The organism is Bradyrhizobium cajani (assembly GCF_009759665.1).
GTDB lineage: Bacteria > Pseudomonadota > Alphaproteobacteria > Rhizobiales > Xanthobacteraceae > Bradyrhizobium > Bradyrhizobium cajani.
In genome coordinates this window covers 1-25,442 of the sequence record NZ_WQNE01000061.1, presented here as the reverse complement: position 1 = coordinate 25,442, position 25,442 = coordinate 1, and the positions used below count along the sequence as shown (strand labels likewise).

35 protein-coding genes are annotated in these 25,442 nt (G+C 65.3%); 21 read left to right on the top strand and 14 right to left on the bottom strand.

The features are described 5' to 3' along the window. The first annotated feature begins 84 nt into the window (after window positions 1-84). From GPL20_RS37450 to GPL20_RS37440, 3 genes are all read left to right on the top strand, one after another. Window positions 85-1,056, top strand: coding sequence for a DUF2778 domain-containing protein (locus tag GPL20_RS37450; protein ID WP_157337573.1), 972 nt, complete (start codon window positions 85-87; stop codon window positions 1,054-1,056). A gap of 66 nt (window positions 1,057-1,122) precedes the next feature. Next, the gene (locus tag GPL20_RS37445; RefSeq protein ID WP_157337571.1) at window positions 1,123-1,380 is read left to right on the top strand and encodes a hypothetical protein; all 258 of its coding nucleotides are present in this window, start codon (window positions 1,123-1,125) and stop codon (window positions 1,378-1,380) included. Between the two features lie 136 nt (window positions 1,381-1,516). Then, window positions 1,517-2,608, top strand: a complete 1,092-nt coding sequence (locus GPL20_RS37440) for a TRAP transporter substrate-binding protein (RefSeq protein ID WP_157337569.1) — start codon at window positions 1,517-1,519, stop codon at window positions 2,606-2,608. Window positions 2,609-2,866: 258 nt separating this feature from the next. Here GPL20_RS37440 and GPL20_RS40365 read toward each other — a convergent pair whose 3' ends face one another. Then, window positions 2,867-3,154 carry a DUF7662 domain-containing protein gene (locus GPL20_RS40365; RefSeq protein WP_430641853.1) on the bottom strand — a complete coding sequence of 96 codons (288 nt, stop codon included), beginning with the start codon at window positions 3,152-3,154 and terminating at the stop codon, window positions 2,867-2,869. A 56-nt stretch (window positions 3,155-3,210) separates the two neighbouring features. Then, entirely contained in the window at window positions 3,211-3,420 is a 210-nt protein-coding gene (locus tag GPL20_RS37435) for a hypothetical protein (RefSeq protein WP_157337567.1), read from the bottom strand. Between the two features lie 607 nt (window positions 3,421-4,027). Here GPL20_RS37435 and minC point away from each other — a divergent pair. The 4 genes from minC to GPL20_RS37415 all read left to right on the top strand — a co-directional run bounded on the left by minC (window position 4,028) and on the right by GPL20_RS37415 (window position 6,209). Next, window positions 4,028-4,738: a septum site-determining protein MinC gene (minC, locus tag GPL20_RS37430; protein ID WP_157337565.1), complete on the top strand. Its 711-nt coding sequence runs from the start codon at window positions 4,028-4,030 to the stop codon at window positions 4,736-4,738. Between the two features lie 19 nt (window positions 4,739-4,757). Then, entirely contained in the window at window positions 4,758-5,573 is an 816-nt protein-coding gene (gene minD, locus GPL20_RS37425) for a septum site-determining protein MinD (RefSeq protein WP_157337563.1), read from the top strand. Beyond that, window positions 5,570-5,851 carry a cell division topological specificity factor MinE gene (gene minE, locus GPL20_RS37420; RefSeq protein ID WP_011086986.1) on the top strand — a complete coding sequence of 94 codons (282 nt, stop codon included), beginning with the start codon at window positions 5,570-5,572 and terminating at the stop codon, window positions 5,849-5,851. The genes minD and minE overlap by 4 nt, the downstream gene beginning before the upstream one ends. A 172-nt stretch (window positions 5,852-6,023) precedes the next feature. Next, window positions 6,024-6,209, top strand: a complete 186-nt coding sequence (locus GPL20_RS37415) for a hypothetical protein (protein WP_157337561.1) — start codon at window positions 6,024-6,026, stop codon at window positions 6,207-6,209. A gap of 87 nt (window positions 6,210-6,296) precedes the next feature. On the opposite strand, the gene GPL20_RS37410 is transcribed toward GPL20_RS37415, so the two are convergent. Together GPL20_RS37410 and GPL20_RS37405 are read right to left on the bottom strand one after the other, a co-directional pair. Then, window positions 6,297-6,545 carry a hypothetical protein gene (locus GPL20_RS37410; protein WP_157337559.1) on the bottom strand — a complete coding sequence of 83 codons (249 nt, stop codon included), beginning with the start codon at window positions 6,543-6,545 and terminating at the stop codon, window positions 6,297-6,299. 106 nt (window positions 6,546-6,651) lie between these two features. Beyond that, window positions 6,652-7,044: a hypothetical protein gene (locus GPL20_RS37405; protein ID WP_091888127.1), complete on the bottom strand. Its 393-nt coding sequence runs from the start codon at window positions 7,042-7,044 to the stop codon at window positions 6,652-6,654. Window positions 7,045-7,172: 128 nt separating this feature from the next. Between GPL20_RS37405 and GPL20_RS37400 the strand changes: the two genes are divergently transcribed. Further along, the gene (locus GPL20_RS37400; RefSeq protein WP_157337558.1) at window positions 7,173-7,958 is read left to right on the top strand and encodes an SDR family NAD(P)-dependent oxidoreductase; all 786 of its coding nucleotides are present in this window, start codon (window positions 7,173-7,175) and stop codon (window positions 7,956-7,958) included. Here the strand turns inward: GPL20_RS37400 and GPL20_RS37395 are convergent, their stop codons facing one another. Then, complete coding sequence (locus GPL20_RS37395; RefSeq protein WP_157337556.1) at window positions 7,959-8,189, bottom strand: DUF6894 family protein; 231 nt, start codon at window positions 8,187-8,189, stop codon at window positions 7,959-7,961. 403 nt (window positions 8,190-8,592) lie between these two features. Next, a complete protein-coding gene (locus GPL20_RS37390; protein WP_167533373.1) occupies window positions 8,593-9,645 on the bottom strand; it encodes a hypothetical protein in 1,053 nt (350 codons plus the stop codon). A gap of 308 nt (window positions 9,646-9,953) precedes the next feature. On the opposite strand from GPL20_RS37390, the gene GPL20_RS37385 reads away from it, so the two are divergent. Then, entirely contained in the window at window positions 9,954-10,571 is a 618-nt protein-coding gene (locus GPL20_RS37385; RefSeq protein WP_157337579.1) for a L,D-transpeptidase, read from the top strand. Window positions 10,572-10,637: 66 nt separating this feature from the next. On the opposite strand, the gene GPL20_RS37380 is transcribed toward GPL20_RS37385, so the two are convergent. Together GPL20_RS37380 and GPL20_RS37375 are read right to left on the bottom strand one after the other, a co-directional pair. Further along, window positions 10,638-11,072 (bottom strand): COG4315 family predicted lipoprotein, encoded by a 435-nt coding sequence (locus GPL20_RS37380; protein ID WP_157337555.1) that lies wholly within the window; start codon window positions 11,070-11,072, stop codon window positions 10,638-10,640. A gap of 167 nt (window positions 11,073-11,239) precedes the next feature. Continuing rightward, window positions 11,240-11,704 carry a MarR family winged helix-turn-helix transcriptional regulator gene (locus GPL20_RS37375; RefSeq protein ID WP_254126063.1) on the bottom strand — a complete coding sequence of 155 codons (465 nt, stop codon included), beginning with the start codon at window positions 11,702-11,704 and terminating at the stop codon, window positions 11,240-11,242. Window positions 11,705-11,806: 102 nt separating this feature from the next. Between GPL20_RS37375 and GPL20_RS37370 the strand changes: the two genes are divergently transcribed. The 5 genes from GPL20_RS37370 to GPL20_RS37350 all read left to right on the top strand — a co-directional run bounded on the left by GPL20_RS37370 (window position 11,807) and on the right by GPL20_RS37350 (window position 16,290). Next, window positions 11,807-13,729, top strand: a complete 1,923-nt coding sequence (locus tag GPL20_RS37370; RefSeq protein ID WP_157337553.1) for an FAD-binding monooxygenase — start codon at window positions 11,807-11,809, stop codon at window positions 13,727-13,729. Window positions 13,730-13,880: 151 nt separating this feature from the next. Beyond that, complete coding sequence (locus GPL20_RS37365) at window positions 13,881-14,897, top strand: SH3 domain-containing protein (protein WP_157337550.1); 1,017 nt, start codon at window positions 13,881-13,883, stop codon at window positions 14,895-14,897. A 306-nt stretch (window positions 14,898-15,203) separates the two neighbouring features. Next, window positions 15,204-15,431, top strand: coding sequence for a hypothetical protein (locus GPL20_RS37360; protein ID WP_246251281.1), 228 nt, complete (start codon window positions 15,204-15,206; stop codon window positions 15,429-15,431). A 66-nt stretch (window positions 15,432-15,497) separates the two neighbouring features. Beyond that, window positions 15,498-15,896, top strand: a complete 399-nt coding sequence (locus GPL20_RS37355; RefSeq protein ID WP_157337546.1) for a hypothetical protein — start codon at window positions 15,498-15,500, stop codon at window positions 15,894-15,896. A gap of 73 nt (window positions 15,897-15,969) precedes the next feature. Continuing rightward, window positions 15,970-16,290 carry a hypothetical protein gene (locus tag GPL20_RS37350; protein WP_157337575.1) on the top strand — a complete coding sequence of 107 codons (321 nt, stop codon included), beginning with the start codon at window positions 15,970-15,972 and terminating at the stop codon, window positions 16,288-16,290. A 20-nt stretch (window positions 16,291-16,310) separates the two neighbouring features. Here the strand turns inward: GPL20_RS37350 and GPL20_RS37345 are convergent, their stop codons facing one another. The 3 genes from GPL20_RS37345 to GPL20_RS37335 all read right to left on the bottom strand — a co-directional run bounded on the left by GPL20_RS37345 (window position 16,311) and on the right by GPL20_RS37335 (window position 18,133). Then, on the bottom strand, window positions 16,311-16,880 hold the full coding sequence (locus GPL20_RS37345; RefSeq protein WP_157337544.1) for a TetR/AcrR family transcriptional regulator: 570 nt from the start codon (window positions 16,878-16,880) through the stop codon (window positions 16,311-16,313). Then, the gene (locus GPL20_RS37340; protein ID WP_157337542.1) at window positions 16,880-17,224 is read right to left on the bottom strand and encodes a DMT family transporter; all 345 of its coding nucleotides are present in this window, start codon (window positions 17,222-17,224) and stop codon (window positions 16,880-16,882) included. Before GPL20_RS37340 ends, GPL20_RS37345 begins: the two co-directional genes overlap by 1 nt. Before the next feature lie 243 nt (window positions 17,225-17,467). Then, on the bottom strand, window positions 17,468-18,133 hold the full coding sequence (locus GPL20_RS37335; protein WP_157337540.1) for an O-methyltransferase: 666 nt from the start codon (window positions 18,131-18,133) through the stop codon (window positions 17,468-17,470). 96 nt (window positions 18,134-18,229) lie between these two features. Here GPL20_RS37335 and GPL20_RS37330 point away from each other — a divergent pair, with 96 nt between their 5' ends. Beyond that, complete coding sequence (locus GPL20_RS37330) at window positions 18,230-18,874, top strand: TetR/AcrR family transcriptional regulator (protein ID WP_157337538.1); 645 nt, start codon at window positions 18,230-18,232, stop codon at window positions 18,872-18,874. 78 nt (window positions 18,875-18,952) lie between these two features. Then, window positions 18,953-19,771, top strand: coding sequence for a pyridoxal kinase (gene pdxY, locus GPL20_RS37325; RefSeq protein WP_157337536.1), 819 nt, complete (start codon window positions 18,953-18,955; stop codon window positions 19,769-19,771). Between the two features lie 9 nt (window positions 19,772-19,780). Here pdxY and GPL20_RS37320 read toward each other — a convergent pair whose 3' ends face one another. Further along, complete coding sequence (locus GPL20_RS37320) at window positions 19,781-21,091, bottom strand: hypothetical protein (RefSeq protein WP_157337534.1); 1,311 nt, start codon at window positions 21,089-21,091, stop codon at window positions 19,781-19,783. A 340-nt stretch (window positions 21,092-21,431) separates the two neighbouring features. Between GPL20_RS37320 and GPL20_RS37315 the strand changes: the two genes are divergently transcribed. The 3 genes from GPL20_RS37315 (at window position 21,432) to GPL20_RS39130 (ending at window position 22,529) form a co-directional block, all read left to right on the top strand. Beyond that, complete coding sequence (locus tag GPL20_RS37315; protein ID WP_157337531.1) at window positions 21,432-21,638, top strand: hypothetical protein; 207 nt, start codon at window positions 21,432-21,434, stop codon at window positions 21,636-21,638. Window positions 21,639-21,808: 170 nt separating this feature from the next. Continuing rightward, complete coding sequence (locus GPL20_RS37310; protein WP_157337529.1) at window positions 21,809-22,057, top strand: hypothetical protein; 249 nt, start codon at window positions 21,809-21,811, stop codon at window positions 22,055-22,057. A 325-nt stretch (window positions 22,058-22,382) separates the two neighbouring features. Continuing rightward, entirely contained in the window at window positions 22,383-22,529 is a 147-nt protein-coding gene (locus GPL20_RS39130) for a hypothetical protein (protein ID WP_167533372.1), read from the top strand. Here the strand turns inward: GPL20_RS39130 and GPL20_RS37305 are convergent. Further along, the gene (locus GPL20_RS37305; RefSeq protein WP_157337527.1) at window positions 22,496-23,110 is read right to left on the bottom strand and encodes a bifunctional transcriptional activator/DNA repair enzyme AdaA; all 615 of its coding nucleotides are present in this window, start codon (window positions 23,108-23,110) and stop codon (window positions 22,496-22,498) included. The genes GPL20_RS39130 and GPL20_RS37305 overlap by 34 nt on opposite strands. A 133-nt stretch (window positions 23,111-23,243) precedes the next feature. Between GPL20_RS37305 and GPL20_RS37300 the strand changes: the two genes are divergently transcribed. Together GPL20_RS37300 and GPL20_RS37295 are read left to right on the top strand one after the other, a co-directional pair. Then, complete coding sequence (locus GPL20_RS37300; RefSeq protein WP_254126067.1) at window positions 23,244-23,660, top strand: nuclear transport factor 2 family protein; 417 nt, start codon at window positions 23,244-23,246, stop codon at window positions 23,658-23,660. 167 nt (window positions 23,661-23,827) lie between these two features. Next, entirely contained in the window at window positions 23,828-24,751 is a 924-nt protein-coding gene (locus tag GPL20_RS37295; RefSeq protein ID WP_157337523.1) for a DMT family transporter, read from the top strand. A gap of 257 nt (window positions 24,752-25,008) precedes the next feature. Here the strand turns inward: GPL20_RS37295 and GPL20_RS37290 are convergent, their stop codons facing one another. Beyond that, the gene (locus GPL20_RS37290; RefSeq protein WP_157337521.1) at window positions 25,009-25,359 is read right to left on the bottom strand and encodes a zinc ribbon domain-containing protein YjdM; all 351 of its coding nucleotides are present in this window, start codon (window positions 25,357-25,359) and stop codon (window positions 25,009-25,011) included. Window positions 25,360-25,442: the final 83 nt, after the last annotated feature.

Below are 25,442 nucleotides of genomic sequence, written 5' to 3'. Positions count from 1 at the left end.
CGATTTGGGGATCTGATGGTTTCCGACGCCGCACAAGCCGAGAGGCTGTTGTCGCGCCGCCGTATTGGGCGAGCCGAGACAATAATGCTGTCTTTGGCCGCCGTCGCACTGGCGCTGGGGGCCGCCGCCTGGGTCGTGGACCTCGGCGATTCGAATTTGGCCGGCTCGACCCCGCTCGTCACCGCCACCGCCGCGCTGCCGCCGGCCAACGCACCCTCATTCGAGGACCGTTTCGCGTCGGCGTCCGGCAACCCGGCCGCCCGTGACTTCGGCCTGCGAGCGCTCGAGCGCTCCGCCGTGAGTGCCGTCCAGCTCAAGCTGCGGGACGCCAAGGCGATGCTCGCTCAGAAGCTTCAGGGCGACGACTGGCGCTCGACCTTGACCGAGGACGATCGGCACGCCACCGAGGAGGTTCGGCCGCCGCAGCGCGCTGACGCCGTCCCGGTGCCGCGCTCACGCCCGGTCCAGGCCGATTTCGCCTCTCAGGCCGCCTCCAGCCAGGCCTATGCGGAGACCAGCCCCCGGGTCGACAACCGCAACTTCTTCGAGAAATTCACCGACAAGATCAAGCTGGCCTCGCTGACGCCGGACAGCGGCCTGTTCGCCAAGGCGCCCGACCTCGCCGCTCTCGGCTACGATTCGCGGACCGCGGTCTACGACATCTCGGCCAAGGCGCTTTACCTGCCGAGCGGCGTGACGCTGGAAGCCCATTCGGGCATGGGCCCGTTGATGGACGATCCCCAGCATGTCGATCAGCGCATGGTCGGCGCAACGCCGCCCGCGACCTACGACCTCAAGCCGCGCGAAAAGCTGTTCCACGGCGTCCGGGCGCTGCGCATGACCCCCGCCGAGGGCACCAGCGCACTCGGCCGCGTCGGCCTTCTCACCCACAACTACATGCTCGGACCGCGCGGGGATTCCAACGGCTGTGTCTCGATCAAGGACTATGATCGCTTCCTGAAGGCCTACGACAATGGCGAGTTCAACCGCCTCGTCGTGGTGCCGCGCCTGAGCGGATCGGCGACCGCCTCGCAACGCGCGAGCACCGATTCCTGATATTTGCCTGGCACGGTGGGGCTGCCGTTTCCCCTTCGTTAAGCCGTCATCGTCCAGAAGCAGCCCATGAGTGATCCATCAAGCTCCGAGACCCCGCTGCGCACCACGTTCAAGATCAAGTTGAACGGTGACACGCTGGCGATCGCGACTGTCGGCCAGGCCTATCAGTTCCTCACCAACTTCAAATCGGTCGAGTGGATGGAATTCCGCTCCCTGCACCAGGACGCCGTCGCGGCGCTGGAAGGCGCCGCCGACAATGCCATGCTGGCGGTGCAGGCGACCAACGCCGTGCGCGCGCTGTTCGTGAGCGCGAAGCTGCTCTGAGCGGGCCCGCCCCGGGAGTACCTTCGTCCGAGCTATCCCTCGCAGCTTGAACTCCGCTACGGGAACGGGCAAACGGTCCGCGAGCACCGCGACCTCAGCGCCATATGTTCGAAACTGCTTCAAGGGAGACCCCACCATGAAACGCCGTACATTCCTCAGGGGCGGCGCGCTCGCCGGCGCGACGACGCTGGTTGCGGCCCCTGCGATCGCGCAAAGTGCACCCGAGATCAAATGGCGCCTGACCTCGAGCTTCCCGAAGTCGCTCGACACCATCTACGGCACGGCGCAGACCTTCGCGAAATATGTTGCGGAAGCCACCGACAACAAATTCCAGATCCAGACCTTTGCGGCCGGCGAGATCGTTCCTGGTCTCCAGGCGCTCGATGCCGTCAGCACCGCATCGGTGGAGATGGCGCAGACACCGCTCTATTTCTACATCGGCAAGGAGCCCGCGCTGGCCTATGCCACCGGCGCGCCGTTCGGCATGAACCATCGCCATCAGGAATCGTGGTGGCACTTCGGCGGCGGTGCCGACCTCACCAACGAGGCGCTCAAGCCCTTCAAGGCGCACGCCATCCTCTGCGGCAATTCCGGCACCCAGATGGGCGGCTGGTTCCGCAAGGAGATCAAGACCGTCGACGACCTCAGGGGCCTGAAATTCCGTATCGCCGGCATGGGCGGCCATGTGCTGGCGCGACTCGGCGTCGTCCCGCAGCAGATCGCCGGCGGCGATGTGTATCCGGCCCTCGAGAAAGGGACGATCGATGCCGCGGAATTCGTCGGTCCCTATGACGACGAGAAGCTCGGTTTCCAGAAGGTCGCCAAGTACTACTACTTCCCCGGCTGGTGGGAAGGCGGCGCCATGCTGCACATGATCGTCAACGACGAGAAGTGGGCTTCGCTGCCCAGGCAGTACCAGGCGATCGTCAACCAGGCCGGTTCGGCGGCCGGCGCCTGGATGCTGGAGAAATACGACAGCGTGAATCCGGCGGCGCTGAAGCGGCTGATCGCCAACGGTGCGGAGCTGAAGGCGTTCCCGCAGCCGGTGCTGGAGGCCTGCTACAACGCGACCCAGGAGCATCTGAACGAGCTCGCCGCCAAGAGCGACCTGTTCAAGCGCACCAAGGAGAGCCACGACGCGTATATGAAGGAGCTGCTGTTCTACACGCAGATCGCGGAAAACTTCTACGACAACTATCTGCTCAGCAAGATGCGCAACAAGACCTGATCGATCGAGGGTGGGCGCGGTGGTTTACGCCGCGCCCAGAGGATAAAATGTCATTCCGGGGCGCGCCTCTTGGCCAGCCCGGAATCCATTTCACCGCGTGTCTTGCCGCCCGATGGATTCTCAGGTGCGCAATTGCGCACCATAGCTCGCGACTTCGTCGCGCCCCGCGGCGGCAGTCCGGATTACCTTGCTGCGCTCGCAATGACGATGTGGAAGCAGCGAGCGTTACTCTGGCTCCCGTCATCCTGGCCGCATGGTTCAGCTACGCTCAAATTCGACGACGCGAAGCTTGAGCGAAACTCTTGCATGAAAGCCTGCCAGAAGCCACGCTCTGGACTGCGTGTGGCCGACTGTTCGAGACGTCTCATTGCCCCACCATGCCGTGAATCTGTAGGCAGACGCGGGCAGGGATCGCCCTAATAGAGCTTCGATTTCAGCAAACGTAAGGCGCACCGTCCGGTCCTGCACTTGAACCAGTTGATGTCGCAATGGATCGTAGATGGACACGAATGCGCTCCCGCCAGTTTCACGGCTCGGCCCCGGCATGCTCGCCGATTGTCGTCGGCATCAACGCGTGTTGCAGCGATCAGACTTCGAGACTCTCAGGATGACAACTTGCCGCCTAGACTGATCGGGCGGTCTCTCGACGAACTCATGATTGCTGTCTTGATGTCCGCGGCAAGCTCACGGTAGTGGCCGCCTACGCGGCGAAACAATTCTCGCTTTTCGCCGTCCGTGGCCAGTTCGGCAATCTGTTCGCACTCACCGGCGAGCTCTTCGAACTGCACCAATTTACCCTGGAGATCAATCATACTTCCCCCCATAAACTTCTGAACGGGAGACGCGTACGCACCAAATCAATTCAGTCTTCAATCCAGGGATCAAATCGCAATGGCAGCGCGAGCGCAAGGAAATTTCGGGAGGCAGTCAGTCGTGGTGACTGCGACCGAATACGACGGCGGAGCGGACGTCTCGACGCGGGCTGCGATCAAGTGAACGTTCTGGTGTCTGTTCGTCGAAGGCGCTGAACCTTTGCGTGCGTCATTTCGCTGGCTCCGCCAGATCGCGTTGCAGCGGCGGGACGTCGCGATGAGCGAGATTGGCTTTGGTGCAGCTGTTCGAGGAATGGTCATTAGGAACGCTTGAGCGGTAGCGAGATACGGAATTGAAGACGATGTTACCGTTGATCAGTGCCATTGCTTGCCGACGAATGGTGAGCGGTGAGCTTTCCATCGTGGACGGCTGAAGCGGCAAACGTAACGCACACCCGTAGATTGAGACTCAAGTGAAATAAACGCGCTCCGGCTGGCCCTTAAGATATCCCGAAGCGACCACGCAGCCCCATGGAGAAATTAACCGGCCATTAACCAAATCGGCCGCATCGTTAACCATTCAATAACAGGAAACGAGTCGGCCGATATGGAGGCTGCAGCAAAACCTCAACGCCAAATGGTGCGCCTGCGCGGGCGCTCCTACGTGGCCTTCGTGTTCGTGCCCACGGTTCCGATCCAGGACTGGCTCCAGGAGATCGATGCCACGATCGCGCGTTCGCCAGGTTTCTTTGCCGGCCGGCCCGTGGTGGTCGACCTGTCCTCGGTCGATCTCAGCCAGTCCGGCATCGGACATCTGCTGACCAGCCTTCAGGACCGCAACATCCGCGTGCTCGGCATCGAGGGCGTGGAGGAGGCGCGGCTGACCCCCATGATGCCGCCGCTGCTCTCGGGCGGCCGCAGCTGCGTGGTCGAGCAGAGTGCGCCCAAGAAAGCTGAAACGAAAGCTGAAACGAAAGCTGACGCCAAGCCAACTTCGCTCCTGCTCGATAGCCCCGTGCGCTCGGGCCAGACCGTGATCTTCCCCGACGGCGATATCACCATTCTCGGCTCGGTCGGCTCCGGCGCCGAGGTCGTCGCCGGCGGCTCCATCCACATCTACGGCGCGCTGCGCGGCCGCGCCATGGCGGGCGTGAACGGACACACGAGCGCGCGCATCTATTGCCAGAAGATCGAGGCCGAACTGCTTGCAATCGATGGGTTTTATCAGACCGCCGACGATATCGACGACGCCTTGCGCGGCCGGCCGGCCCAGGCCTTCCTGCAAGGCAACACCATGCGAATTACAGCGCTGTACTGACCAGAAGGAGATTTTAGAGATGGCCAAGGTACTGGTCGTGACATCAGGCAAGGGCGGGGTCGGCAAGACCACGACGACCGCCGCGCTGGGAGCTGCGCTCGCGCAACGCGGCGACAGGGTCGTCGTCGTCGATTTCGACGTCGGCCTGCGCAACCTCGATCTCGTGATGGGGGCCGAACGCCGCGTCGTGTTCGACCTCATCAACGTGGTGCAGGGCGTGGCGAAGCTGCCGCAGGCTCTCATCCGCGACAAGCGGCTGGAGAATCTCTGGCTGCTGCCAGCCTCGCAAACCCGCGACAAGGACGCGTTGACGGAAGAGGGCGTGGGCAAGGTCATTGCCGATCTGCGGGGCCGCTTCGACTGGGTGATCTGCGACAGCCCGGCCGGCATCGAGCGCGGCGCCTCCATGGCGATGCGCTTCGCCGACGAGGCCGTGATCGTCACCAATCCGGAAGTCTCCTCGGTGCGCGACTCCGACCGCATCATCGGCATGCTCGATTCCAAGACGGTGCGGGCCGAAAAGGGCGAGCGGGTCGAGAAGCACATCCTCATCACCCGCTATGATCCGTCGCGCGCCGCGCGCGGCGAGATGCTGACCATCGACGACATCCTCGAGATCCTGGCGACACCCTTGCTCGGCATCATTCCGGAGAGCCAGGACGTGTTGAAGGCCTCCAATGTCGGCACGCCCGTGACGCTGTCGAACGCGGATGGCGCACCCGCGCGGGCCTATCTCGACGCGGCGCGGCGGCTGTGCGGCGACACCGTGCCGATGCAGGTGCCGGCGGAGCGCAAGGGTTTCATGGATCGCCTGCTGCGACGGAGGGCTGCATGAGCATGGGTCTGCTTCGGCTTCTCCGCGGCAACAAGGCTTCTGCACCCGTCGCACGCGAACGGCTCCAGATCCTGCTTGCCCATGAACGCGGAATGCGCGGCCAACCCGATCTGCTGGGTGTGCTGCGTGAGGAAATTCTCGCCGTCGTGTCCAAGCACGTCACGCTGGACCCGACCAAGGTCATCGTCCGGCTCGAACGCGGCGACGAGGTGTCGACCCTTGAGGTCGATATCGAGGTGCCCAACGATCTCGAGCGCAAGCGCGTGGCGGTCGCGTAGGGGACGCGGCCAAGCTTGCCAATTTGGGGTGGGTGAGAAGGCGGTCCGCCGGGCATGGCGGGCCGCCTTTGTCGTGCGCCCTTGCGAGGACGCGGAACGAGGCGCGGGGCTCAATCGTTGTGAAAACCCGCGGGAGCCATGCACCGCAGTTTCGCCAGACCGGAGAGCGCCCATGATGTCCGAGATCCAGGTCCACACCGTTGCGCGGCAGATGCTCGAACAGCATGGATTTGCTGCGATTGCAAAGGCCTCCGAGCAGGCACAGGCGTGCGAAGGCCGCGGCGAGGCCGAGGAGGCCAAGGAGTGGCGCCACATTGCCGACGCCATGAAGATCATGCGCGGTCCGCACCAGAGCTGATCCGGGTCAGCTTCGCCCGGCTCCAGCCTTGATATCCGATCTCGGCCCGTGCGCTGGAACCAGAGAGTTCCCGTTCCATCGAAGGGCTTAGCGCTCGCCTTGATCGGCGCCTTGTGCGCCAGACCTGTGCTGCGTCTGCGGCTGGCTGGGCTCGCCCGTCTCCTTGCAGGGAAGCTGCTCCCACGATCCGTCCGGCGCCTGCTGGTAGGCACTACAGGCCGACGAGGCCGATTTGTCCTCGCCCTTCTGGGCGTCGGAATTCCTGGCCAGCGCGGGCGCGGTCAGGACGGCGCTGGTCGCAAGAGCACCGGCGAAAACGAGATGGGCAATCCGCATGGGGTTCTCCTGTTCGAAGAGCCCCGCATGCTTGCGAGAAATGTGACGATTATTTGCCGCGACGGCCGTTCCGTCGCGGCTTGCTCAACGCCGCGAGAGCCGCCTGCTAGCCGCCCTTGCTGCGGATCAATCCGGCGAGGTTGGTCTTCTGCGCCTCGCACCAGCCGGGCATGCCGAGGCGGCGCTGGTCCATGTCGGTCGCCTGGGTCGCAACCGCGACCTCGGCCATCAAATCGTCGTCCTGCTTCTCGCCCATCTTGCCGCCGGTGTGCATCCAGGCGATCGCCTTGCGCACCTTTTCGGTGGTGCCGTCGGGCAGGTGCATCTGCTGCGCCTTCTGCACGAGGTCCTGATAGACGAGATCCGTGCCCGGGCATTCGACCTTGGCGGCGAAGGCCTGCAAGACCATCGTCACATAGGTCGATCGCGGCGGCGCGTCGGCCGCCTGGGCCGGCGCGGCCAGCAGCAACAGGCCTGTCATCAGAAAACCGGTGCGCATCCTTGGTACCTCCTGCGTTTTTTTGAGAGGCTAGCGTCCGGCGCGCCGCTCCGCAATGGGATCGGGATGCGATTGTCGTCCGTCCGCGGGGTGCGCTAACCTGGCGCTCCCCGGTCTCGGAGAGCGACATGAGCCTGTTCAGCACGCCGTTCGATCCCGCCCGCGACGCCGCGCTCGTCACCGGTGCCGGCAACGGCATCGGCCGCGCGATCGCGCAGGCCCTGGTCGGCGAGGGCGTCCGAACCGTGTTCGCCGACGTCAGCGCGGAGCGGGTGAGCGCCGCGACACGCACGAGCACGAGGCCTGAGCTCGCAGTACCCTGGGTTGGCGACCTCGCCAAGCCGGAGGCCTGCGATGCACTGCTTGCCGCCGCGGACGCCGCGCTGGGGCAGGTGACTCATTTCGTCCATAGCGCGTCGCCGCCGCGGCGCGAGGCCGATCATGCGCTCGCGGTCGATCGCAGGACCTGGCAGGAGATGCACGCCGTGAATCTCGATGCGGGCTTCCATCTGGCGCGGGGACTTGCAAAACGCCTGATCGCGGCGAAGCGGCCGGGCTCGTGCCTGTTTCTCACCTCACTGCATGCGGGCACGCCGCGTAACCTGCCGCATTATTCGACGGCGAAGGCGGGAATGGCGATGCTGGTGAAGGAGCTCGCGAAGACGCTCGGGCGTCACGACATCCGCGTCAATGCGCTGGTGCCCGGCGCGATCGCGGCGGGCGGGTTCGTCGCGGATGCCTCGCTCGCGAAGCATATCCCGCTCGGCCGTCTCGGCGAGGCCAAGGATCTCGCGCCGATGGCGCTCACCGTGCTGTCGAACACGCTCTCAGCCTACGTCACCGGCGCGGCCTTCGTCGTCGACGGAGGCCTGTCGCTGACGAACTGGTTCGAGCCGCCGGCGCTTGACGAGTAGCTAGCGCTGCCAGGCCGGCACAGGATCGAGCGGTGTGCGATAGAGCTCATTGTGGTCGCGATCGGTGACGCGCACCGCGCAACCCTTCTGTTGCAGCTCCGGCTTCACCTGCGACAGCTCGGTGGCCAATTGATCGGCGCGGTCGGAAGCGACCTCGATGTCTTCGAGGATGATTCCGCCCTGGTTCTTGAACTCTTCACCAACCACAAGATCGAAATAGTAGTAAGGCATCCGAATTCCCCGGTGTGACGACCCAAGCCCTAAGAAGAAGCCCTAAGAACAAGCGTTCAAGAGAAGTCTCAACACGTCTCGGATGGTACCACTGAGTCGATCTTTATCGAACGAATGACGCGCGCAATCTCTGTGCTTATGGCGCAGAAATGATGTGCAGCGTGCAGGCGCGTTAAGATTTTATTAAATATGTCGGCGTGATCATAAGGTATGGAATTGCAACAGAACCGGGCTCCGGGAACCGGCAGTTGCAAGAGAAGGCCGGCGGCATAGATCCCGACGGCCTTTTCTCATTGAGACGTGCAGGCCAATGGCACGTTCTCCGTAGTCGCCCGGATTCACCGCATCACATCGACTCGGACAGCGTGCAGCGACGCTGCGCCCATCGTCATGGGATGCCGGTCTAGTGCACCGGCATCGGTGGACGCACCACAGGTCCGTCGTCATCGGCGACGGCCTGCGTCGTTGTGACCGGCGGTGCTGCGACGGCCTGCGAGGACGGTGGCGGAGGCGCAATCGGCGCGGGCGAATAGGCCGGCATGTAGGTCTGCGTTACCGGCGGCTTGGGTTTGCGAGCCGGCGGCGCTGCTGGCCGCGGCGCGAGCGCGGAAGCGCGCGCGCGCGGATCGACCGGCTTGATCTCGGCGACCGGCTTCGGCGCGGGCGGCTTCGCCATCTCGCGCGCCATCTGCTCCTGGCCGGCCTTCAGGTCGGCGATGTTGGCCTTGAGCTGCTCGATCTGCTGCGCCATCGCGGCGAGATCGCGCGTCATCGATTGCACCGACTGCATTGCGTCGGGCTGCGCTGCGGCAGGCTGTGCTGGGATAGGCTGTACCGCGGCAGGCTGCGCTGCGGCGGGCTGCGCCGCGGCGGGTGTGGGTTCTGCAACGGCGGTTTGCACCGCAGGCGGCGGCGCCGATTGATCGACCGTTTGATCGGTTGCGGCTTGTGCCGGGGGTGGCGCTGCTTGCGCGGTCGCGACCGGCGCGTTCTGCGATGTCGAAGGCATCAGCGACGTCAAAGCCGGCGTCCATTGCGCGAACATCTGCCGGGCAGTGTCGCCATGTTTGTGCCAAGCGACCGCGGCGGCCGCGCTGCCGCCCGCAAGCAGAAACGTGACGAACGCGCCGCGCAACCACTTGCCCACGGCGGACCGCTTCCGCCGCTTGTGGCCATCGCTTGCAGTCACGCGGACCGCGGCGTCGACCGGGGAGGCGACCGCCTGCGGCTGCAAGACAGGACTGAACTTCGGCTCCGGATTCATTCTGGGCTGCGGCGCGAACTTCGGCTCAGGGCGGGACGTGATCTCCGGCGCCAGCGCGGGTGCAACGCTGATCGGGCGCGAGGCCAGCACCATCTCGGGCGAAATCTGAACCGCGTCGTGCGGATCGTTGTCCTTGACCGTGTCCTTCACGATCTCATCGACGATTTGCTTGCTGTTCAGCGTCGCGAGCATCGCAGCTCCTTTGAAGCCTTCGTCGTTCGCATTGGCGCGAGCCGATCTGTTGAGGTGAGTCCATCCCAAGCCCCGAGACCGCACGAGTCCAGCCGGGTTTGACCAAAGCAAGGCGAGGGGATGGAGATGCTGCGACGCTCCTCTGCCGTTTGTGGTGAGGGAACCCGCCTCCTCAAACACGCGGACGTGTCCGGGCTGCCTTGTTTTCAGCACGATTTGGGCAGCATCTAGCGTGGCTGGGGGTGCTGCTATCCGCTATCGGGGGGCCGGTGGTGCCAAAATCCGTTTTCGCTGTTCTCATTGTTGCCATGCTTCCGCTCGGCGGTTGCATGCAGGCAACGCTTTCACCGTCGACCGACGCGAGCATGACGCCGCGCGACCGGCAATTGCTGGCTCATACGCCTTACGCCCAGGCCAAGGTGTCTGAGCAATATCTGCGTCACATCGTCGATTATCCGCGCAAGGAGCAGCCCGGTACCATCCTGGTAGATACCGATGCGCGCTACCTTTATCTCGTGCTGCCCGAGGGCAAGGCGATCCGCTACGGCGTCGCGGTCGGCGAGGAAGCCATGGCGTTCTCTGGTGTGGCGCGGGTTGGCCGTCTGGCGGAATGGCCGGACTGGGTTCCGACCGCAGATATCCAGGCGCGGCTGGGACCGTATCCGGCGCGCGTTCCCGGTGGTCCGGCCAATCCGCTCGGTGCCCGGGGCATCTATCTCTATGTCGGCAACAAGGACACGCTCTACCGCATTCACGGCACCAACCAGCCGGAATATATCGGGCAGGCGATCTCGTCCGGCTGCATCCGGATGCGCAACGAGGACGTCATCGATCTCTATGACCGGGTGAAGCTGGGCTCGACCGTGGTGGTGCTGCCGCCCGGGCAGAACGCGCAGGCCGGGGCGGGCGCGCGCTGGCGCGGCTGAGGGCCGCGCGTTCGGTCAATCGGATTTCCGGCAGCCGCGCCCCGTTCGTGGCCTACTTTTCCTGGCCTAGTTCTCAGGCCGGGCGACACGCCATTGCAGCGTCGTGGCATTGCCGTTGGCATCGCCCGGCGCCTTGTCGGCCGGCGAGGTGTAGAGCGGGCGATAGCGGTAGGCCCACATCTTGCTGCCGTCGTTGCGGTCGATCACGGTGAAGTCGCCGACCGCCCTGGCGTCGGCTGTCGCGGGCAGCGGCACCCAGCTCTCGGTGCACTTGCCGTTGCAGTTCGAGGTCTTGCCGGTGGTGTCGCGCTCGTAATAGTAGAGCGTCATGCCCTTGAGATCGACGAGCTTGGGACCCTGCTTGGTCAGGACCACTTTGGCTGGCGCGGTCGTGGCCTCGGGCTTGGGCGGAGGAGGTGCATCGCCACCGCCATGGCCGTTCGCGCGCGCAGGAATGGTCGAGAGCGCAATGGCTGCCGCGACAATGATGAATCTGGACATCCCCAACTCCCGACCGACAAAGTTAATCGCGCGTTAAGCGCCGAATGGTGCCGACGGTAGCAGCCGAAGGTTAGCTCCAGGTTTCGCGGCACGACGACAATGAGGCAGAGAAAATACGGGACCAAAGCGCGATGAGATTAGGATGAATCGTCATCGCGCTTCAGGTTCTAGGTCTGCGCCTCGCGCAGCGGCGCGCGGCTGAGCTCATTGCCGGCGGCGATCGCCTTGCGCAGCAGCCGCATCAGCTCGTCGCCTTCCTTTGCGCTGAGGCCGCGCAGCATGATGCGCTGCGCGGACTCGACCGCGGGCGTGATCCTGCGCAGCGTGCGTCGGCCATCGTCGGTGATCTCCAGCTCGCGGGCGCGGCGATCGCGGCTGCTGGCGCGACGCTCCATCAGTCCCTTTTGCACCAGGCGGTCGATCACGCCGGTGATGGTGGTGCGGTCGTAGGCGATCAGTCCCGCGAGCGTCACCTGGTCGAGCCCCGGATTGGCCTTGATGGTCGCGAGCGCGGCGTACTGCACCGGAGTGAGGTCGAAGCCGGCATCTCCGACCTCGGCCAGGAACACTGCGACCGCGATCTGCTGGAACCGGCGCGCCAGATGGCCGGGCATGTCGTTGTTGTCTTTCACCGAATTCTCCGTTCGGGGCAGGAGGGGCGCCCGATCATTGACAAGTATACTGATCGTCAGCATACTGAGCAATATCCAAAAACGTTCGCGGGAGAGGTGCTCATGCAATTCCATCTCAATGGATTTCAGCCGGGCGATCCTGAGATCGCCGATCCCGCCGAGCGCATTCAGGCTTCGGGTGCAGCGGGCGCCGTGCCCGGAGAGGTCGACGTCCTCATCGTCGGTTGCGGCCCTGCCGGCCTGACGCTCGCCGCGCAACTTGCGCAATTTCCCGACATCAAGACCTGCATCGTCGAGCAGAAGCCGGGCCGGTTGCTGGTGGGACAGGCCGACGGCATCGCCTGCCGCACCATGGAGATGTTCCACGCCTACGGCTTCAGCGAGCGTGTGCTGAAGGAAGCCTATTGGGTCAACGAGACGACGTTCTGGAAGCCGGACGAGCGATCGCCGGAGACGATTGTCCGCAGCGGCCGCGTGCAGGATGTCGAGGACGGACTGTCGGAATTCCCGCACGTCATCCTCAACCAGGCGCGCATCCATGACGGCTTTCTCGACGTCATGCGCAAATCCCCGGCCAAGCTCGAGCCCTATTACAGTCGCCGCCTGCTCGACCTCGAGGTCGATCCGGCCGCGAGGCCTGGGGATCATGCGGTGACCGTGCGGCTCGAACGTGTCGATGCCGGAAGCGAGGGCAGGATCGAGACGGTCAAGGCGCGCTACGTCGTCGGCTGCGACGGCGCGCGCAGCACGGTGCGCAAGTCGATCGGACGCGAGCTGCACGGCGATTCCGCCAACCACGCCTGGGGCGTGATGGACGTGCTGGCGGTGACGGATTTCCCGGACATCCGCTTCAAGTCGCTGATCCAGTCGGCGAAGGACGGCAGCCTGCTGATCATTCCGCGCGAGGGCGGCTACATGGTCCGCATCTATGTCGAGCTCGCAAAGCTCGAAATCGGCGAGCGCGTCGCCAATCGCAACATCACCGCCGATGACGTGATCGCCAAGGCCCAGCGGATCCTGAAGCCGCATACGCTCGCGGTGAAGGAGATCGCCTGGTGGTCGGTCTACGAGATCGGCCAGCGCCTGACCGACAAGTTCGACGACGTGCCCGAGGCCGAGATCGATACGCGCCTGCCGCGCATCTTCATCGCCGGCGACGCCTGCCATACCCACAGCCCGAAGGCTGGGCAGGGCATGAACGTCTCGATGCAGGATGCGTTCAATCTCGGCTGGAAGCTCGCGGCTGTCCTCCGCAAGCAGTGTGCGCCGGGCCTTTTGCATTCCTATTCGGCGGAGCGTCAGGCGGTCGCGAAGGAGTTGATCGACTTCGATCGCGAGTGGGCGGGGATTCTAGCCTCCGCGGCCAAGGCCGGCGGGGCCGATGCCGCCAGGACGCAGGACTATTTTGTCCGGCACGGCCGCTACACCGCGGGCACGGCGACGCACTACCGCCCGTCGATCCTCACGGGGGCGGCCTCGCATCAGCATCTCGCGGAAGGCTTCGCGATCGGCAAGCGCTTCCATTCCGCGCCGGTGATCCGGCTTGCCGACGCCAAGCCGATGCATCTCGGCCATGCCGCGCAGGCCGATGGCCGCTTTCGCCTCTATGCGTTCTCACCAGCGGAAGATCCTGCAGCCTCGGGCTCGGCCATCCGCGCCTTGTGCAACTTCCTTTGCGAAGCCAGGCAGTCGCCGATCAGGCGCTATACGCCTGCGAGCACCGACATCGACAGCGTGATCGATCTGCGCGCAGTGTTTCAGCAGGATCATCGCGATCTCGCCATCGAGACGTTGCCGCCGCTGCTGCGTCCGAACAAGGGACGCTATGGCCTGCTCGACTACGAGAAGATGTTCTGTCCGGACCTGAAGAGCGGCCACGACGTCTTCGCAATGCGCCGCGTCGACCGGAAAGCCGGCTGCATCGTTGTGGTGCGGCCTGACCAGTACGTCGCGACCGTGCTACCGCTCGATGACTTCGCGGGCCTCGCGGCGTTCTTCGACGGGTTCATGCTGCCACTGAATTGACGGTCTGGCAGCGCGCCCGCGCTGTGCCGATGAACGGCGAATGAATATTGAACCGCGCGCGGCACGCGCCGCAATCTTTCGGCGGATGAGGCCCCACACGCGGAACGCCCGTTCCGCTTGCGCGTTCCGACTGGCAGAGGAGGAACACGCCATGAGACTCAGAAGCATTTTGCTCGCCGCACTGCTGCTCGCCCCGACGGCCGCGCTGGCCGCGCCGGGCATCGTCACCGTCTCGACCGGCCTGCGCGCCGGGCCGGGAACGGGCTTTCCCCTGGTCGATCGCATCCCCGGTGGCGCCCGCGTCAATATCCATGGTTGCCTGCGCGGCAATGCCTGGTGCGACGTGAGCTTCTCCGACGATCGCGGCTGGGTGTCGTCGCAATATCTCGAATATCTCTACCGCAACCGCTACGTCTATCTCCCCGACTATGTCGACCAGATCGACGTGCCCGTCGTCCCCTTCGTGCTGAGCTCGTACTGGTCGAGCTACTATGCGGGGCGTCCCTGGTACCGGCGCCATGCCTACTGGAATAACTACTGGAGCTCGCACCAGCGCTTCGCGAACCGGATGACGATCGATCCGCGTGCGGCCCGCATCGGCCGCGCGGCGACGCGCGATGCGACGATCGCACTCGAGCGCAGCGGCGTGCATGCGAGGGGCAACGCCGCGATCTCCGGGCGTGACGCCGCGACCGCACGGCGCGACACCGCCATCGCCAGGCGCGACGCTGCGATCGCCAAGCGCGACGCTGCGGTTGCGACCGAACGGACCCGCGCTGCACGAAGCGAGCGTTTCGCCCATGAACGGGCGAATGTGCAGAGCCGCAACCCGCGCGACGTGCAGGCGCGCGTGATGCGCGAGCAGGCTACGGGCCGCGCCGCGGTTCGTGCGCAGCCGATGGCACGCGCTGAAACCCCGCGGGCGCGCGCTCATGAAGCCCCGCGCGTTTCGGCTGCCCCTGTCAGCCGGCCCGCGACGCCGCATGTGGCGCAGCCGAAGGTGAGCCATGGTTCGCCGATGAATGCTCGCGCGCAGATGCCGGCGCCGCGCGCTGCTGAGCCCGCGAAGGCGCACGCCGGCGGTGGCGGTGCTCCGCGCGTCGGTGCCGCACCGCGTGGCGGCGGCGCACCGGCCGGCGGTCCCGGCGGCGGCCACCAGAAGCACTAAAGCACGATCGGGAAAAGTGCGTAGCGGTTTTCCGAAAAGATCATGCTCAAACAACAACTTAAAGCGCGATGACGATTCATCCTAATCTCATCGCGCTTTAGCATCGCGAAAGCCCGGCCCTCGCGCCGGGCTTTTTCTTGCCTGAGGCGGGTACAATTTAAGATAGTTCTTCGCAGGCAGATTTCATCGATCGTAATATCTGTATCGAAAGCTGTAAGCATCCACTCGGGGCAGGCGGGGCACGGGAGGATGACGATGAGACAGAGCCAGGCGGAGACGCGCCGCCAAAATGTCGCGAAGCGGTCCATGACCAGAGAGGCGAAGCAGCTCGCCGGCCTGATCGCGAGCTTGCGCAAATCCCTGGAGGGGATCCACAAGGAGCGGGCGAACACGAAGCTCTCCGGCGCCGAGATGGGTCTGCTCGACGAGCGCCGCAACAATCTGCTGCTCACGATCGCAGCCCTCGACGACCGCCTGTCGGCGGTTCAGGGGCTGATCGATCTCGGCCGTCCCCATATCATCCGAGTCCACTAGCGGCTCGGACGTGGCGGGATCGGTTCTGTCGCCGGGGTGACGGGCCCGGCGGACGATCCGCACGACATGATCACGGGCGAGCCGCGCCGCAAGCGCGGCGACGAGCCAGCCCGTGACAAGCCGAATCGTATTCCTGATGCGGCGCGTTCCCAGTCATCCGGCTGCGAGCGGGCCGGCGCAGTGCTGCCTGCGGATGGCATCAAATTGCCATGCTCCTGGCGAATTGCCGCCAAAGCCCGCTGCCACGAGGGAAGCGGGTGGCAGGGCAACGCAAGGGGATGCGCATTGGCCTACAAAATGGTCGCAGAACGCGACAATGAGAAGTACAGTTTCGCCCGCGAGAGCCGGCTGCTCATCGTGGCAAAGGCAAGGGTGTGGGCGAGCGAGGGGTGGCAGGTCGTCATCACCGATCAGGACGGCAAGGCCTACGCGCCGCCCGAATTCGATCAGTTGCTGGCGGCATGACCGCAAGACGGGGGTAGGGGACCGACATTTGACGACGCTGTTTCGACCGGGGCGCGATGTCATCGCGCCCTTGATGATTCTCGCAGTGGCCACCGTGCTGACGGCGCCTGTCGCGTCTGCGCAGAATCTCGACGCCGGCAAATCGCCCGCAAAGCTCTTCGCTGACGGCTGCGCGACCTGCCATCGCAGCCCACGGGGGCTTGCCAAGGGCCGCTTCAGCCTGACGCTGTCCTGGTTTCTCAGGGATCACTACGTCACCAGTTCCGACTCGGCCAAGGCGCTTGCCGACTATCTGGTGTCGGTCGACGGTCCGCCGCCGCGCGCTGCGGCCAAGCCCGGCGCAAAGCCGGCCCGATCTGAGCCGCGACCGCCCAAGCCGGTGCAGGGGCAGTAGCCGGCGGCCCCGAATCCCGGCTAAGCGCGTCGATAGGTTTGTGCGATCAGACGGTCGTGCACGGCGCGCAGGTCGGCGCTCATGCGTCGCTGTCCCGTCGTGACATAGGACAGCCAGGCGCCGTCGGCGGCGAGGCGCACGACGTGAAGCTCGGGCGCGCTATCGGTGGCGCGATGGCGCTTCAGGCGCGCCTTCATCCAGTCGTTCCAGAGCCGGCGCAGCGACGGATCGGTGACGGCGACCATGCTCAGCGCCGCCCAGGGCGTCGCGAAACCGAAGGCCTTGCCGGTGAACACCGCATTCACATAGGCCCGCGTGAAGCTGCCGCGCGCCTTGGGATCCGCTTCGATGGCGCCGTCGATCTCGGCATCGACGCGGGCGAGCAGATCGGCGAACAGGCCCTCGATCAGCGCCTGCTTGCTCGAAAAATGATGAAACAGCCCGCCCTTGGTGACGCCGGCCGCCGCTGCGACCGCCTGCACCGTGACGCCGGAGACACCATGGTCCATGGCGATCGCGGCTGCGTGATCGAGCAAGGCGCGCCGCACCTGCTCGGGTTGCTTGGCGCGGCTATAGGCGCTTTCCGGCATCAGTGCACCGTGGTCTCCGAGAACAGGTTGATGATCACGACGCCCGACACGATCAGCGCGATGCCGACGAAGGCCGCGGCGTCGAGCATCTGGCGGAACAGCACGAAGGAGACGGTGGCGGTCAGGATGATGCCGACTCCACCCCAGATCGCATAGGCGATGCTTAACGGGATGACGCGGATCGCGACCGACAGTGCATAGAACGAGGCGACGTAGAGCAGCACCATCGCCAGCGTCGGCCACGGCCGCGTGAACTGCGCCGACTGCTGCAGGAAAGCGGACGCGGTGACCTCGAAGACGATGGCGAGAGCAAGCGCGGCGTAGGCATTGAAAGCGGATGTCATGACGAGCTCGGGCGTAGCGCGGCGACTAAAGATACCGCGCGGTAGGTATGTTTTAGCACGCGGAACGTGGCTTTTGCCGGGAGCAGGTATCACGTGTGAGTGACGAGGCTGCGACAGGCGCGGAACGCCGCCTGGACGTGATGGCGTGGGGGTCGGGGTTCCGCGGTTGGCGGCTGACGGTACGGAGCCGCCGCGCGATGAATCGTACGGCGGCTGTGGAATGTCGCGGCGTTCGAAGCGGTTTCAATCGATCCGCACGGAGAGCTCGACGTCTTCGGCAAAGGCCGTGGACATGTAGCCGCTTCCGGGCGCGCGCACGCGCGCGAGGTAGTCGGGGCTGTCGTCGGCGTTGTCGGCGACGATGATCGCGCCCGGCCTGAGACGGTCTTCGACCAGGTCCAGGATCTCGGGGTAGAGCGCCTTGGCGCCGTCGAGCAGCACGAGATCGATCGTATCGGGCAGATCGGCACTGAACGTCTTCAGGGCGTCGCCTTCGCGGATCTCGACGAGGTCGATCAGCCCGCCGACCGTAAGGTTGTCTCGGGCCCGCGCCACCTTCGACGACTCGAACTCGCTGGTGATGAGGCGGCCGCCGCCATTGTCGCGCAAGCCCGCGGCAAGGTGCAGGGTCGAGATGCCGAACGAGGTGCCGAACTCGACGATCGCCTTGGCGCGGGAGCTGCGCGCCAACATGTAGAGCAGGCTGCCGGTCTCGCGCGAGACCGCGAGCGGTGCGTCCTTCAGGCGTCCATAGAGGTCGCGGTAAGCGGTCTTGCTCCGCATCATCCGGGCGCGGTCGGCATCGGACAAATCGGCGACGGCGGCTCGCGTTGCGCCGCTTGCAGCTTCGGCCTCGACGAACAGTCGATCCAGCAGCGGCGCAAGCGATGTGATGGTTGGGATGGTCATCTGAGTCTCCGGGGTTCGCTGCGAAGCGGGTGCTTGCGCGGAAGCTGAAATACGACTAATTCGTCGCATTTCCTATTCGCATTGCTCGCAGGCGCCATGGCCGACCGTCGAAGCCGTTCAATTTCCTCACGAAAACAGCCCCAACAGGCCCGCTCCACGGGGCTGGTGGTGGCCATCCTGGATGCTGCTGTTCAGGTCCTGGCGAAGGAGGGCGCGCAGCGTTTCACCACGGCGCGGGTGGCGGAGAGGGCCGGTGTGAGCATCGGATCGCTCTACCAATATTTTCCGAACAAGGCGGCGATCCTGTTTCGTCTCCAGAGCGACGAGTGGCGGCGCACCAGCGAGCTGCTCGCCGGCATCCTCGCGGACCGGGCGAAGCCGCCGCTGGCGCGGCTGCGCGCGCTGGTCCACGCCTTCATCCGCTCGGAGTGCGAGGAAGCGGCGATCCGCGTCGCGCTCAGCGACGCCGCGCCGCTCTATCGCGACGCGCCCGAGGCGCAGGACGCACGGGCAGCCGGCGAGGGCATCGTCGCCGCCTTCATGCGGGAGGCGCTGCCCAAGGCCTCGGATGCGACGCGCACCCTCGCCGGCGAGCTGATCACGACGACGCTGAGCGAGGTCGGCAAGCGGTTCTCGGAGGCGCCGCGCAGCGAGGCCGAGATCGCGCGTCATGCCGACGGACTGGCTGACATGTTCTGCGCCTATCTCGGGGAGCTTGCACGACGCCGTGATCATTCCTGACATTTGATTCCCGGATTACGGGTTGCTCCATCCGGGCTACGCTTGCGTCGCCTTGCATTTGACCTTACGGACCTCCGCATGCTCGTCATCTCCATTCAAAGCCAGGTGGTCCATGGCCACGTCGGCAACAGCGCGGCCGCTTATGCCATGCAGGCGGAAGGCGTGAACGTCGCGGCGGTGCCGACGACGCTGCTGTCGAACCATCCGCGTTATCCGAGCCTGCGTGGGCGGGTGCTGGAGACCGAGCTGGTCGCCGATCTCCTCAGAGGCGTCGAGGAGCGCGACCTCGTCGACGAGGCCGCCGTGCTCGTGACCGGCTATCTTGGCTCACCGGGCAATGCCGCCGTGATCGCCGATTTCGTCGAGCGGGCCGTGAATCGCAATTCGAAGCTCGTCTATCTCTGCGATCCCGTGATCGGCGACGACGGCCGCGTCTACGTCGCCGACGGAATCCTGGACGTCGTCCGGCATCGGCTGCTGCCGGCCGCGAACCTGGCCACGCCGAACCAGTTCGAGCTCGAGTTGCTCGCAGGCGTCGCGATCACAGAGGGGCAGGGCTTGCGCGCGGCCTGCGCGGCGCTGGCAGGTCAGCGTCGTGTCGACGTCGTCGCGACCGGCTGCACGCTCGCCGACACGGCGGAGGGGCAGGTGGAGACGATCCTGTGTGCCGACGGCCAGTTGTCGCGCTTTGCGACGCCGCGTCTGCCGATCCGTCCCTACGGCACCGGCGATCTCCTTACCGGCCTGATCGCGGCGCATCTCGCCAAGGGCATGGCGACCGAGGTCGCGGTGCGGCTTGCGGTCGAGACCATTTTTGCAGTGCTGGTGCGGACGCAAGCAGCAGGATCAGCCGAGATGCGCCTCGTGCCGCTGCCGAAGCCTGGGCGCGGCGCGTAGCAGCGCTGGTCAGGTCGCCCGCTTCGCGGCCGATTGCGCCGCCTTCTGCGGCTTTGCCGGGCCCTTCGGTTCGCGTGCGGCCTGTGCCTTCGGAGATTTTGCGCGCGTCGCGGTCCGCATCTTCTTCTTGACGCTGGCGGCCTCCTTGTGGTCGGTCGCAACGCCGCGGCGGGAGATGTATTCCTGGCCGTCGATGGGGCCGACATGCGGCGGATCTCGGCCGAGATAGGGCCGGCCGATGCCGAACGCCTTGCCGTTGGCATCGACCCATTTCCACAGGATCTCGGTCGAGACCCAGCGCTGCGCGCGGTTGTTGCCCTGGGTGCTGACGATGTCGGCGGCCATGCCGTGGCCGTAGCCGCCGCGCGTGCTGCCGCCATGATAGGAGCGGTCGGAGGCGGCCTTCAGGCCGCTCGCGATCGACTGACGATAGTCGTCGCGGAACGCGCTGGTGATGCCCGGCGAGAGGCCCGCGGCTTCGGCGGCGAGCAGCGTGCGGAACAGTTTTCGCTTGAAGCTCTTGTCCATGCCGCCGATGACGAAGTCCATCATCGACATGCGGGCGTGCTCGGCCGCCTTCGGATCCTTCCAGCCGAAATCCTCGTCGACCAGCTTGGTGAAGCTGCGCATCACGGTCACCATCTTGCCCCTGCGCTTGACGGTGACGGGGCGGCGCTCCTCGACCTTGATCGAATCCTCCTTCGGCGTGCGCTGGTAGAGCGCCCAGAGATAGCGGTCGATGCAGGTGTCCACGACGAAGCATTCGTCGAGCACGGCGACGGTGTCGGCGGGCGGCGACGCCTTGCTGGCGGCCGGCGCGGGCCCGCTTGCGATCGCCGCGGGGGATAATGCGTCCGTGGCCACGATCTCGGTGGGGTCGGCGGATGCGAGTTTGACGGGCTCTGGCTCTGGCTCCGGCGCCGCCGGTGCAGCCTCGCTGACGACAGGAGCTGGTTCGGGCGAGATCTGAGGTGCGGGCGGCGCTTCCGCCGGCAATATCAAGGCGGGATCGGTTGAGGCGAGTTGGACGACAGGGGCGGGCGTATCGGGCGTTGTCGCTTCAGCGGCGGCCGGACCTGCCGCGGCCACGGCGGCCGCGATGTCGGCGGTCAGGGCGACGCCGTCCTCGATGGTCGCTGCGTGCGGAACGTCGGCGAGTTCGAGCCGGCTGAGATCTTTCGCGCGCGACACGGCAGCTGCATTGGCGCTGCTGTTCTCGACGACGGCGGGAGCGTAGGCGGACAGTGAGAGCGCCAGCCAACCGCCGAGGACGGCCAAAGGGCACGAGACTGCCACCAGAAGAGACCGCCGATCATTCATGATCCCTGCCTCCAAACGGTTCTGTTCGAACCAGTCCGGTCCGAACAGTCATGATGCAACCAGTTTGATTCAAACAGTCTTGCACGCAAAGGCACGCAGCGCGTTGATTGTTCGGAGGATGGTGTGGCGGCGCAATGGCGCAATTGGACGAAATCAGGCTTTTCTGAGGGGTGTTGCGAAGTTGCAACGCGGGTTCCGTTGTGGTTCCAGCGCGGCATGTTCGGCAGACTACGGTAAAACCGAAATTCTGAAAGAAAGAAGTCTCGCGATTTTGGCTGTTGATGGGGCGTCTTGGCTGGCGCTTCCGCAACTTTGCGCGAGGCCGTGCGTTGATCGGCCCATGAGCACGCATTCCTCGCTTCGTCCGATGGACGCCTTCGATCCCGCCGAGCCCGCCATCCTGCACGATCGCCTCTCCGACACGATCATCACCTGGACCTCCGAGCAGGCCGATGATTATCGGCGGGAGAGCCGGCCGCGCGGGGACGGAACCGTGGCCTGGAAGGCCTACGTCTTCGACGGCTGGGGCAATGTGCTCGGTGGCTGATCACCGCCCATAAAAGCGCCATGTCGCGTCGGGCGCGATTCGGCCAAGACTTTGTACATGTTAAACATATCGCCATGCGCTGTGCGCGTTGTTGCGATGCAGCAATGCATGTCGCAATGCAGCAAATCGCGCTTAAATGTGCTCCGAATCTTCATCCAGGAGCATCACCGATGAATAAGAAGACTTTGACGATCGCCGCCGCCATCCTGACGATCGCGGGCGCTACCTCGGCTTTCGCCGCCGAGCTGCCGACCTATGAGGCCAATGGATTTCCGGTCTCTCCCCTGCAGGTTCGCGTGCTCGGTGCCGCGCATGTCGAGCAGCAGGTCTCGGCGCCGACCACGGTCGCCTCGGCCCACCAGGCGAAGGTGCTTGCGTCGCACAAGGTGAAGACCGCGACCGTCGGCGCGGCCCGCTGATCTGACATCGCCGGGGACGGGTGGGTTTCGCGAACAGCGAAACTCACCGCCTCATGCGACCACGGACGTAAAGATGCCAGCATGCGCATCGCACGTACGGTGATCGTTGCAATCTCTTCGCGTGCGATCTTCGACTCGATGACGAAATTGCACGCTGATGCGCTGATCGAGAATCCGTCCGCGAACAAGTTCGCGTGAACGTGCCGATCATGGACGCCCGTTCACAGCGAGCGTGATCTCTTTAATAGTTTGTTTTGCGGAGTGCGTGCCAGATGCGGCCGCCGCATCGTCGCGGCTGATTGTTGCATTGATACTGGACGCCATCATGCCCGTTGCACAGAAAGCCGTTATTGCCCGCACCTCGCCAAGCGCGTTCATCCTCAGGCACGCCGTGCTGTGCGCAGCCGCGGTGCTGTTCGTGTTCGTGCTGAGCCTGACCTACGGGCTCGATCTCAGCCCCGGATTGTTCTGATCAGTTGCTCGAAGACCCGATGGCGTGCGCAAAGCGCGCAGGCTTGACGGCGAGCGGCCGTAGAGCTCGGCGAAGGCGGCGTTGAAGCGGCGCAGGCTGCCGAAGCCGGACAGGAACGCGATATCCGTCATGGTGTGAGCGCCGGCATCGAGCAGGCGTTTTGCGCGCTGGACGCGTAGCGTCTTGGCAAGCTGCTGCGGCGTGGCACCGACGTGGCGCTCGAACAGCCGCGCCAGATGGCGCGAGGAGATGCCGAGCCGCATCGCGAGCGTCACCACCGAACCTTCGTCGAGTGCGCCCTCGTCGATGAGCTTGATCGCCCGCGCGACCGTCGAGCGCGTGCCGTTCCAGGCCGGGCAGAACGGCGCGGTCTCCGGGCGGCAGCGCAGGCAGGGCCGGAAGCCTGCGGCTTCGGCCGCAGCCGCCGTCGGGTAATAGACGACGTTGCGCGTCAGCGGCTGCTTGGCCGGGCAGACCGGACGGCAATAGATGCCGGTGGTCCTCACCGCGGTGAAGAAGCGGCCGTCATAGCCGGGGTCGCGGCGCAGGCGCGCGGCGTTGCAGGTCTCGAAGCTCAGCATGGCCGCATGATAAGCGCAGATGCTCGCGGGCGGAACAGCCGCCGGGGATGACCGAGTCCGATTGTGGCGAGCGGCAATCCGCATCAAGGCCTAGAAGGCGGCCCTCGTTTCAATGCCAGCCGGGGAGCGCCTCGTGACCAGCCCGAGAGAGATCGTCCTGAATGCCTGGAAGACCTTTTCGTCGCGCGATGCCGCGCGCATCGCGGCGCTGTTCACGGACGATGCCGAATGGATCGCGCCGAAGGGCAACGCCACCGCGGTCGCGCTCGATCACACCGACCACATGGTGGGCGCGCAGGCGATCGCGTGCTTCATTGCGCAGGAGATGCACAAGCTGTTCACGGACATCGATATCGCGTTTCGCGGCGTCTATGCTGACGGCGACGTGGTCATCGTGGAGGAGCGGATGCGCGCCGCGCTTCCGGGCGGCAAGCCGTACGAGAACGACTATTGCTTCGTGTTCACGGTGGCGGGCGACCGTATCCGCGAGGTGCGCGAATACATGGATACGCGCAAGGGATGGCGCTTGGTGTTCGGTGAGGAGGGGTGATGATTTTCGTAGCCCGGATGAGCGTAGCGATATCCGGGAAGGTGGCGAGGCGAGTCCCGGATGTCGCTGCGCTCATCCGGGCTACAGAAGTCCTTGCATTCTGCCGCGTGCCAGCCCTGCAACCACGTGGGTTGAGCGGACGAGCTCGCTGACATAAGGCTTACCCCATGGATCAGCGGACGAGCGGCGCTGACGCTCTCATTCAGAAGAACAACGACGCGACGCCGGCGCTGCTGGGCGTCGTCTGCGGGCTGTCCGCGGCGTTGTTCTGGGCACTCGGCTTTGCCGGTACGCGGCACGGGCTCAAGCTCGGCTTCACGCCGGTCGATCTGTTGGTGCATCGCTACGTCTGGTCGGGGATCGCGTTCCTGCCCTTGGTGCTGCGCGCCGGCGTCTCCGATCTCTGCGGCATCGGCTGGGGCAGGGGCCTCGCGCTGATGGTGCTGGGCGGCCCGGTGATGGCGCTGATCTCCTACACCGGCTTCCTGTTCGTGCCGCTCGGCCATGGCAGCGTGATCCAGCCCTCCAGCGCGACGCTCGGCGGCTTGCTGCTCGCCGCGGTGTTCCTGAAGGAGAAGATCTCCGCCTCGCGGCTTGCCGGCGCTCTCGTCATCGTCGGCGGCCTCGGCGTGATCGGCGCGGAATCGATCGGCCATATCGGCGCCGACGGCGTACTGGGCGACCTGATCTTCGTGCTGACCGGATTCATGTTCGCCGGCTTCGGCGCGCTGCTGCGCCACTGGCGCGTCTCCGCCGTGTCGGCCGCGCTCGTCATCAACGTGCTGTCGCTGCTGTTGCTGCCGATCTATCTCGCCACCGGCGGGCTCGACCGCGTCTTGGCGATCGGCGTCACCGAGAACGCGATCCAGGCGCTGGCGCAGGGCGTGCTCGCCGGTCCCGCCGCGCTCTATCTGTTCGCCGTCTCGGTCCAGCGCCTCGGCGTCGCCCGCGCCGCCGTCTTTCCTGCAATCGTGCCGGCGCTGACGCTGCTGGTCGGCTGGCTCCTGCTCGGCGAGCCGCCAACCGCGCTACAGGCCGCCGGTCTCGTGACGGTGCTGTGCGGGTTCTACCTGGCGCAGCGGCAGCGGTAGAACGCTGGGCATTTCGGTGCACTGAAACAGAAAGGCCGCCCGAAGGCGGCCGCTCAAGTCAGAAAGCTGTGATGCAATTGAACAGGTAAACCTGATAAGCCAGCCCCGGGTTGAAAAAATCAATACGCGATGCAAAAGCCTGCCCGGCCTTGTCAGATTACACAGATTTACGACAACCATAAGAACATTGTGCGTTCCGGGGCGGGAACCCGTCGTTAGCGTTACCGCGACGGACAGGCCGTTTCGCCGGCCTGCGGCTAGGCCTTCTTCACGAACTCCGATTTCAGATTCATCGCGCCGATGCCGTCGATCTTGCAGGCGATGTTGTGCCCGTCGCTCGCGTCCTGAAGGCGGATGTTGCGGACCTTGGTACCGCCTTTGACGACCGACGAGGAGCCCTTGATCTTGAGGTCCTTGATCACGATGACGCTGTCGCCATCAGCGAGCACATTGCCATTGGCATCGCGTACGCCCGCCTCGCTCGAGGCTTCCGCCGCCGCATCGGCCGTGCCGCTCCATTCATGGCCACATTCCGGGCAGACCCAGAGTCCGCGATCCTGGTAGGCGTGTTCGGAGTTGCAGCTCGGGCATGTCACGGCATCGTCCATCGTCGACTTCGTCCCTCTGTTCGGCCCCTGTCGGGCGGGCGCACCGTAGGGGCGGGGGTGGCGAAAGCAAGGGAAATCGGGCG

Coding starts and splice junctions, on each gene's coding strand:
- GPL20_RS37450 (WP_157337573.1), top strand. CDS start 85: ATGCTGTCTTTGGCCGCCGTCGCACTGGCGCTGGGGGCCGCCGCCTGG.
- GPL20_RS37445 (WP_157337571.1), top strand. CDS start 1,123: ATGAGTGATCCATCAAGCTCCGAGACCCCGCTGCGCACCACGTTCAAG.
- GPL20_RS37440 (WP_157337569.1), top strand. CDS start 1,517: ATGAAACGCCGTACATTCCTCAGGGGCGGCGCGCTCGCCGGCGCGACG.
- GPL20_RS40365 (WP_430641853.1), bottom strand. CDS start 3,154: ATGCCGGGGCCGAGCCGTGAAACTGGCGGGAGCGCATTCGTGTCCATC.
- GPL20_RS37435 (WP_157337567.1), bottom strand. CDS start 3,420: ATGATTGATCTCCAGGGTAAATTGGTGCAGTTCGAAGAGCTCGCCGGT.
- minC (WP_157337565.1), top strand. CDS start 4,028: ATGGAGGCTGCAGCAAAACCTCAACGCCAAATGGTGCGCCTGCGCGGG.
- minD (WP_157337563.1), top strand. CDS start 4,758: ATGGCCAAGGTACTGGTCGTGACATCAGGCAAGGGCGGGGTCGGCAAG.
- minE (WP_011086986.1), top strand. CDS start 5,570: ATGAGCATGGGTCTGCTTCGGCTTCTCCGCGGCAACAAGGCTTCTGCA.
- GPL20_RS37415 (WP_157337561.1), top strand. CDS start 6,024: ATGATGTCCGAGATCCAGGTCCACACCGTTGCGCGGCAGATGCTCGAA.
- GPL20_RS37410 (WP_157337559.1), bottom strand. CDS start 6,545: ATGCGGATTGCCCATCTCGTTTTCGCCGGTGCTCTTGCGACCAGCGCC.
- GPL20_RS37405 (WP_091888127.1), bottom strand. CDS start 7,044: ATGCGCACCGGTTTTCTGATGACAGGCCTGTTGCTGCTGGCCGCGCCG.
- GPL20_RS37400 (WP_157337558.1), top strand. CDS start 7,173: ATGAGCCTGTTCAGCACGCCGTTCGATCCCGCCCGCGACGCCGCGCTC.
- GPL20_RS37395 (WP_157337556.1), bottom strand. CDS start 8,189: ATGCCTTACTACTATTTCGATCTTGTGGTTGGTGAAGAGTTCAAGAAC.
- GPL20_RS37390 (WP_167533373.1), bottom strand. CDS start 9,645: ATGCTCGCGACGCTGAACAGCAAGCAAATCGTCGATGAGATCGTGAAG.
- GPL20_RS37385 (WP_157337579.1), top strand. CDS start 9,954: ATGCTTCCGCTCGGCGGTTGCATGCAGGCAACGCTTTCACCGTCGACC.
- GPL20_RS37380 (WP_157337555.1), bottom strand. CDS start 11,072: ATGTCCAGATTCATCATTGTCGCGGCAGCCATTGCGCTCTCGACCATT.
- GPL20_RS37370 (WP_157337553.1), top strand. CDS start 11,807: ATGCAATTCCATCTCAATGGATTTCAGCCGGGCGATCCTGAGATCGCC.
- GPL20_RS37365 (WP_157337550.1), top strand. CDS start 13,881: ATGAGACTCAGAAGCATTTTGCTCGCCGCACTGCTGCTCGCCCCGACG.
- GPL20_RS37360 (WP_246251281.1), top strand. CDS start 15,204: ATGACCAGAGAGGCGAAGCAGCTCGCCGGCCTGATCGCGAGCTTGCGC.
- GPL20_RS37355 (WP_157337546.1), top strand. CDS start 15,498: ATGATCACGGGCGAGCCGCGCCGCAAGCGCGGCGACGAGCCAGCCCGT.
- GPL20_RS37350 (WP_157337575.1), top strand. CDS start 15,970: ATGATTCTCGCAGTGGCCACCGTGCTGACGGCGCCTGTCGCGTCTGCG.
- GPL20_RS37345 (WP_157337544.1), bottom strand. CDS start 16,880: ATGCCGGAAAGCGCCTATAGCCGCGCCAAGCAACCCGAGCAGGTGCGG.
- GPL20_RS37340 (WP_157337542.1), bottom strand. CDS start 17,224: ATGACATCCGCTTTCAATGCCTACGCCGCGCTTGCTCTCGCCATCGTC.
- GPL20_RS37335 (WP_157337540.1), bottom strand. CDS start 18,133: ATGACCATCCCAACCATCACATCGCTTGCGCCGCTGCTGGATCGACTG.
- GPL20_RS37330 (WP_157337538.1), top strand. CDS start 18,230: ATGGCCGACCGTCGAAGCCGTTCAATTTCCTCACGAAAACAGCCCCAA.
- pdxY (WP_157337536.1), top strand. CDS start 18,953: ATGCTCGTCATCTCCATTCAAAGCCAGGTGGTCCATGGCCACGTCGGC.
- GPL20_RS37320 (WP_157337534.1), bottom strand. CDS start 21,091: ATGAATGATCGGCGGTCTCTTCTGGTGGCAGTCTCGTGCCCTTTGGCC.
- GPL20_RS37315 (WP_157337531.1), top strand. CDS start 21,432: ATGAGCACGCATTCCTCGCTTCGTCCGATGGACGCCTTCGATCCCGCC.
- GPL20_RS37310 (WP_157337529.1), top strand. CDS start 21,809: ATGAATAAGAAGACTTTGACGATCGCCGCCGCCATCCTGACGATCGCG.
- GPL20_RS39130 (WP_167533372.1), top strand. CDS start 22,383: ATGCCCGTTGCACAGAAAGCCGTTATTGCCCGCACCTCGCCAAGCGCG.
- GPL20_RS37305 (WP_157337527.1), bottom strand. CDS start 23,110: ATGCTGAGCTTCGAGACCTGCAACGCCGCGCGCCTGCGCCGCGACCCC.
- GPL20_RS37295 (WP_157337523.1), top strand. CDS start 23,828: ATGGATCAGCGGACGAGCGGCGCTGACGCTCTCATTCAGAAGAACAAC.
- GPL20_RS37290 (WP_157337521.1), bottom strand. CDS start 25,359: ATGGACGATGCCGTGACATGCCCGAGCTGCAACTCCGAACACGCCTAC.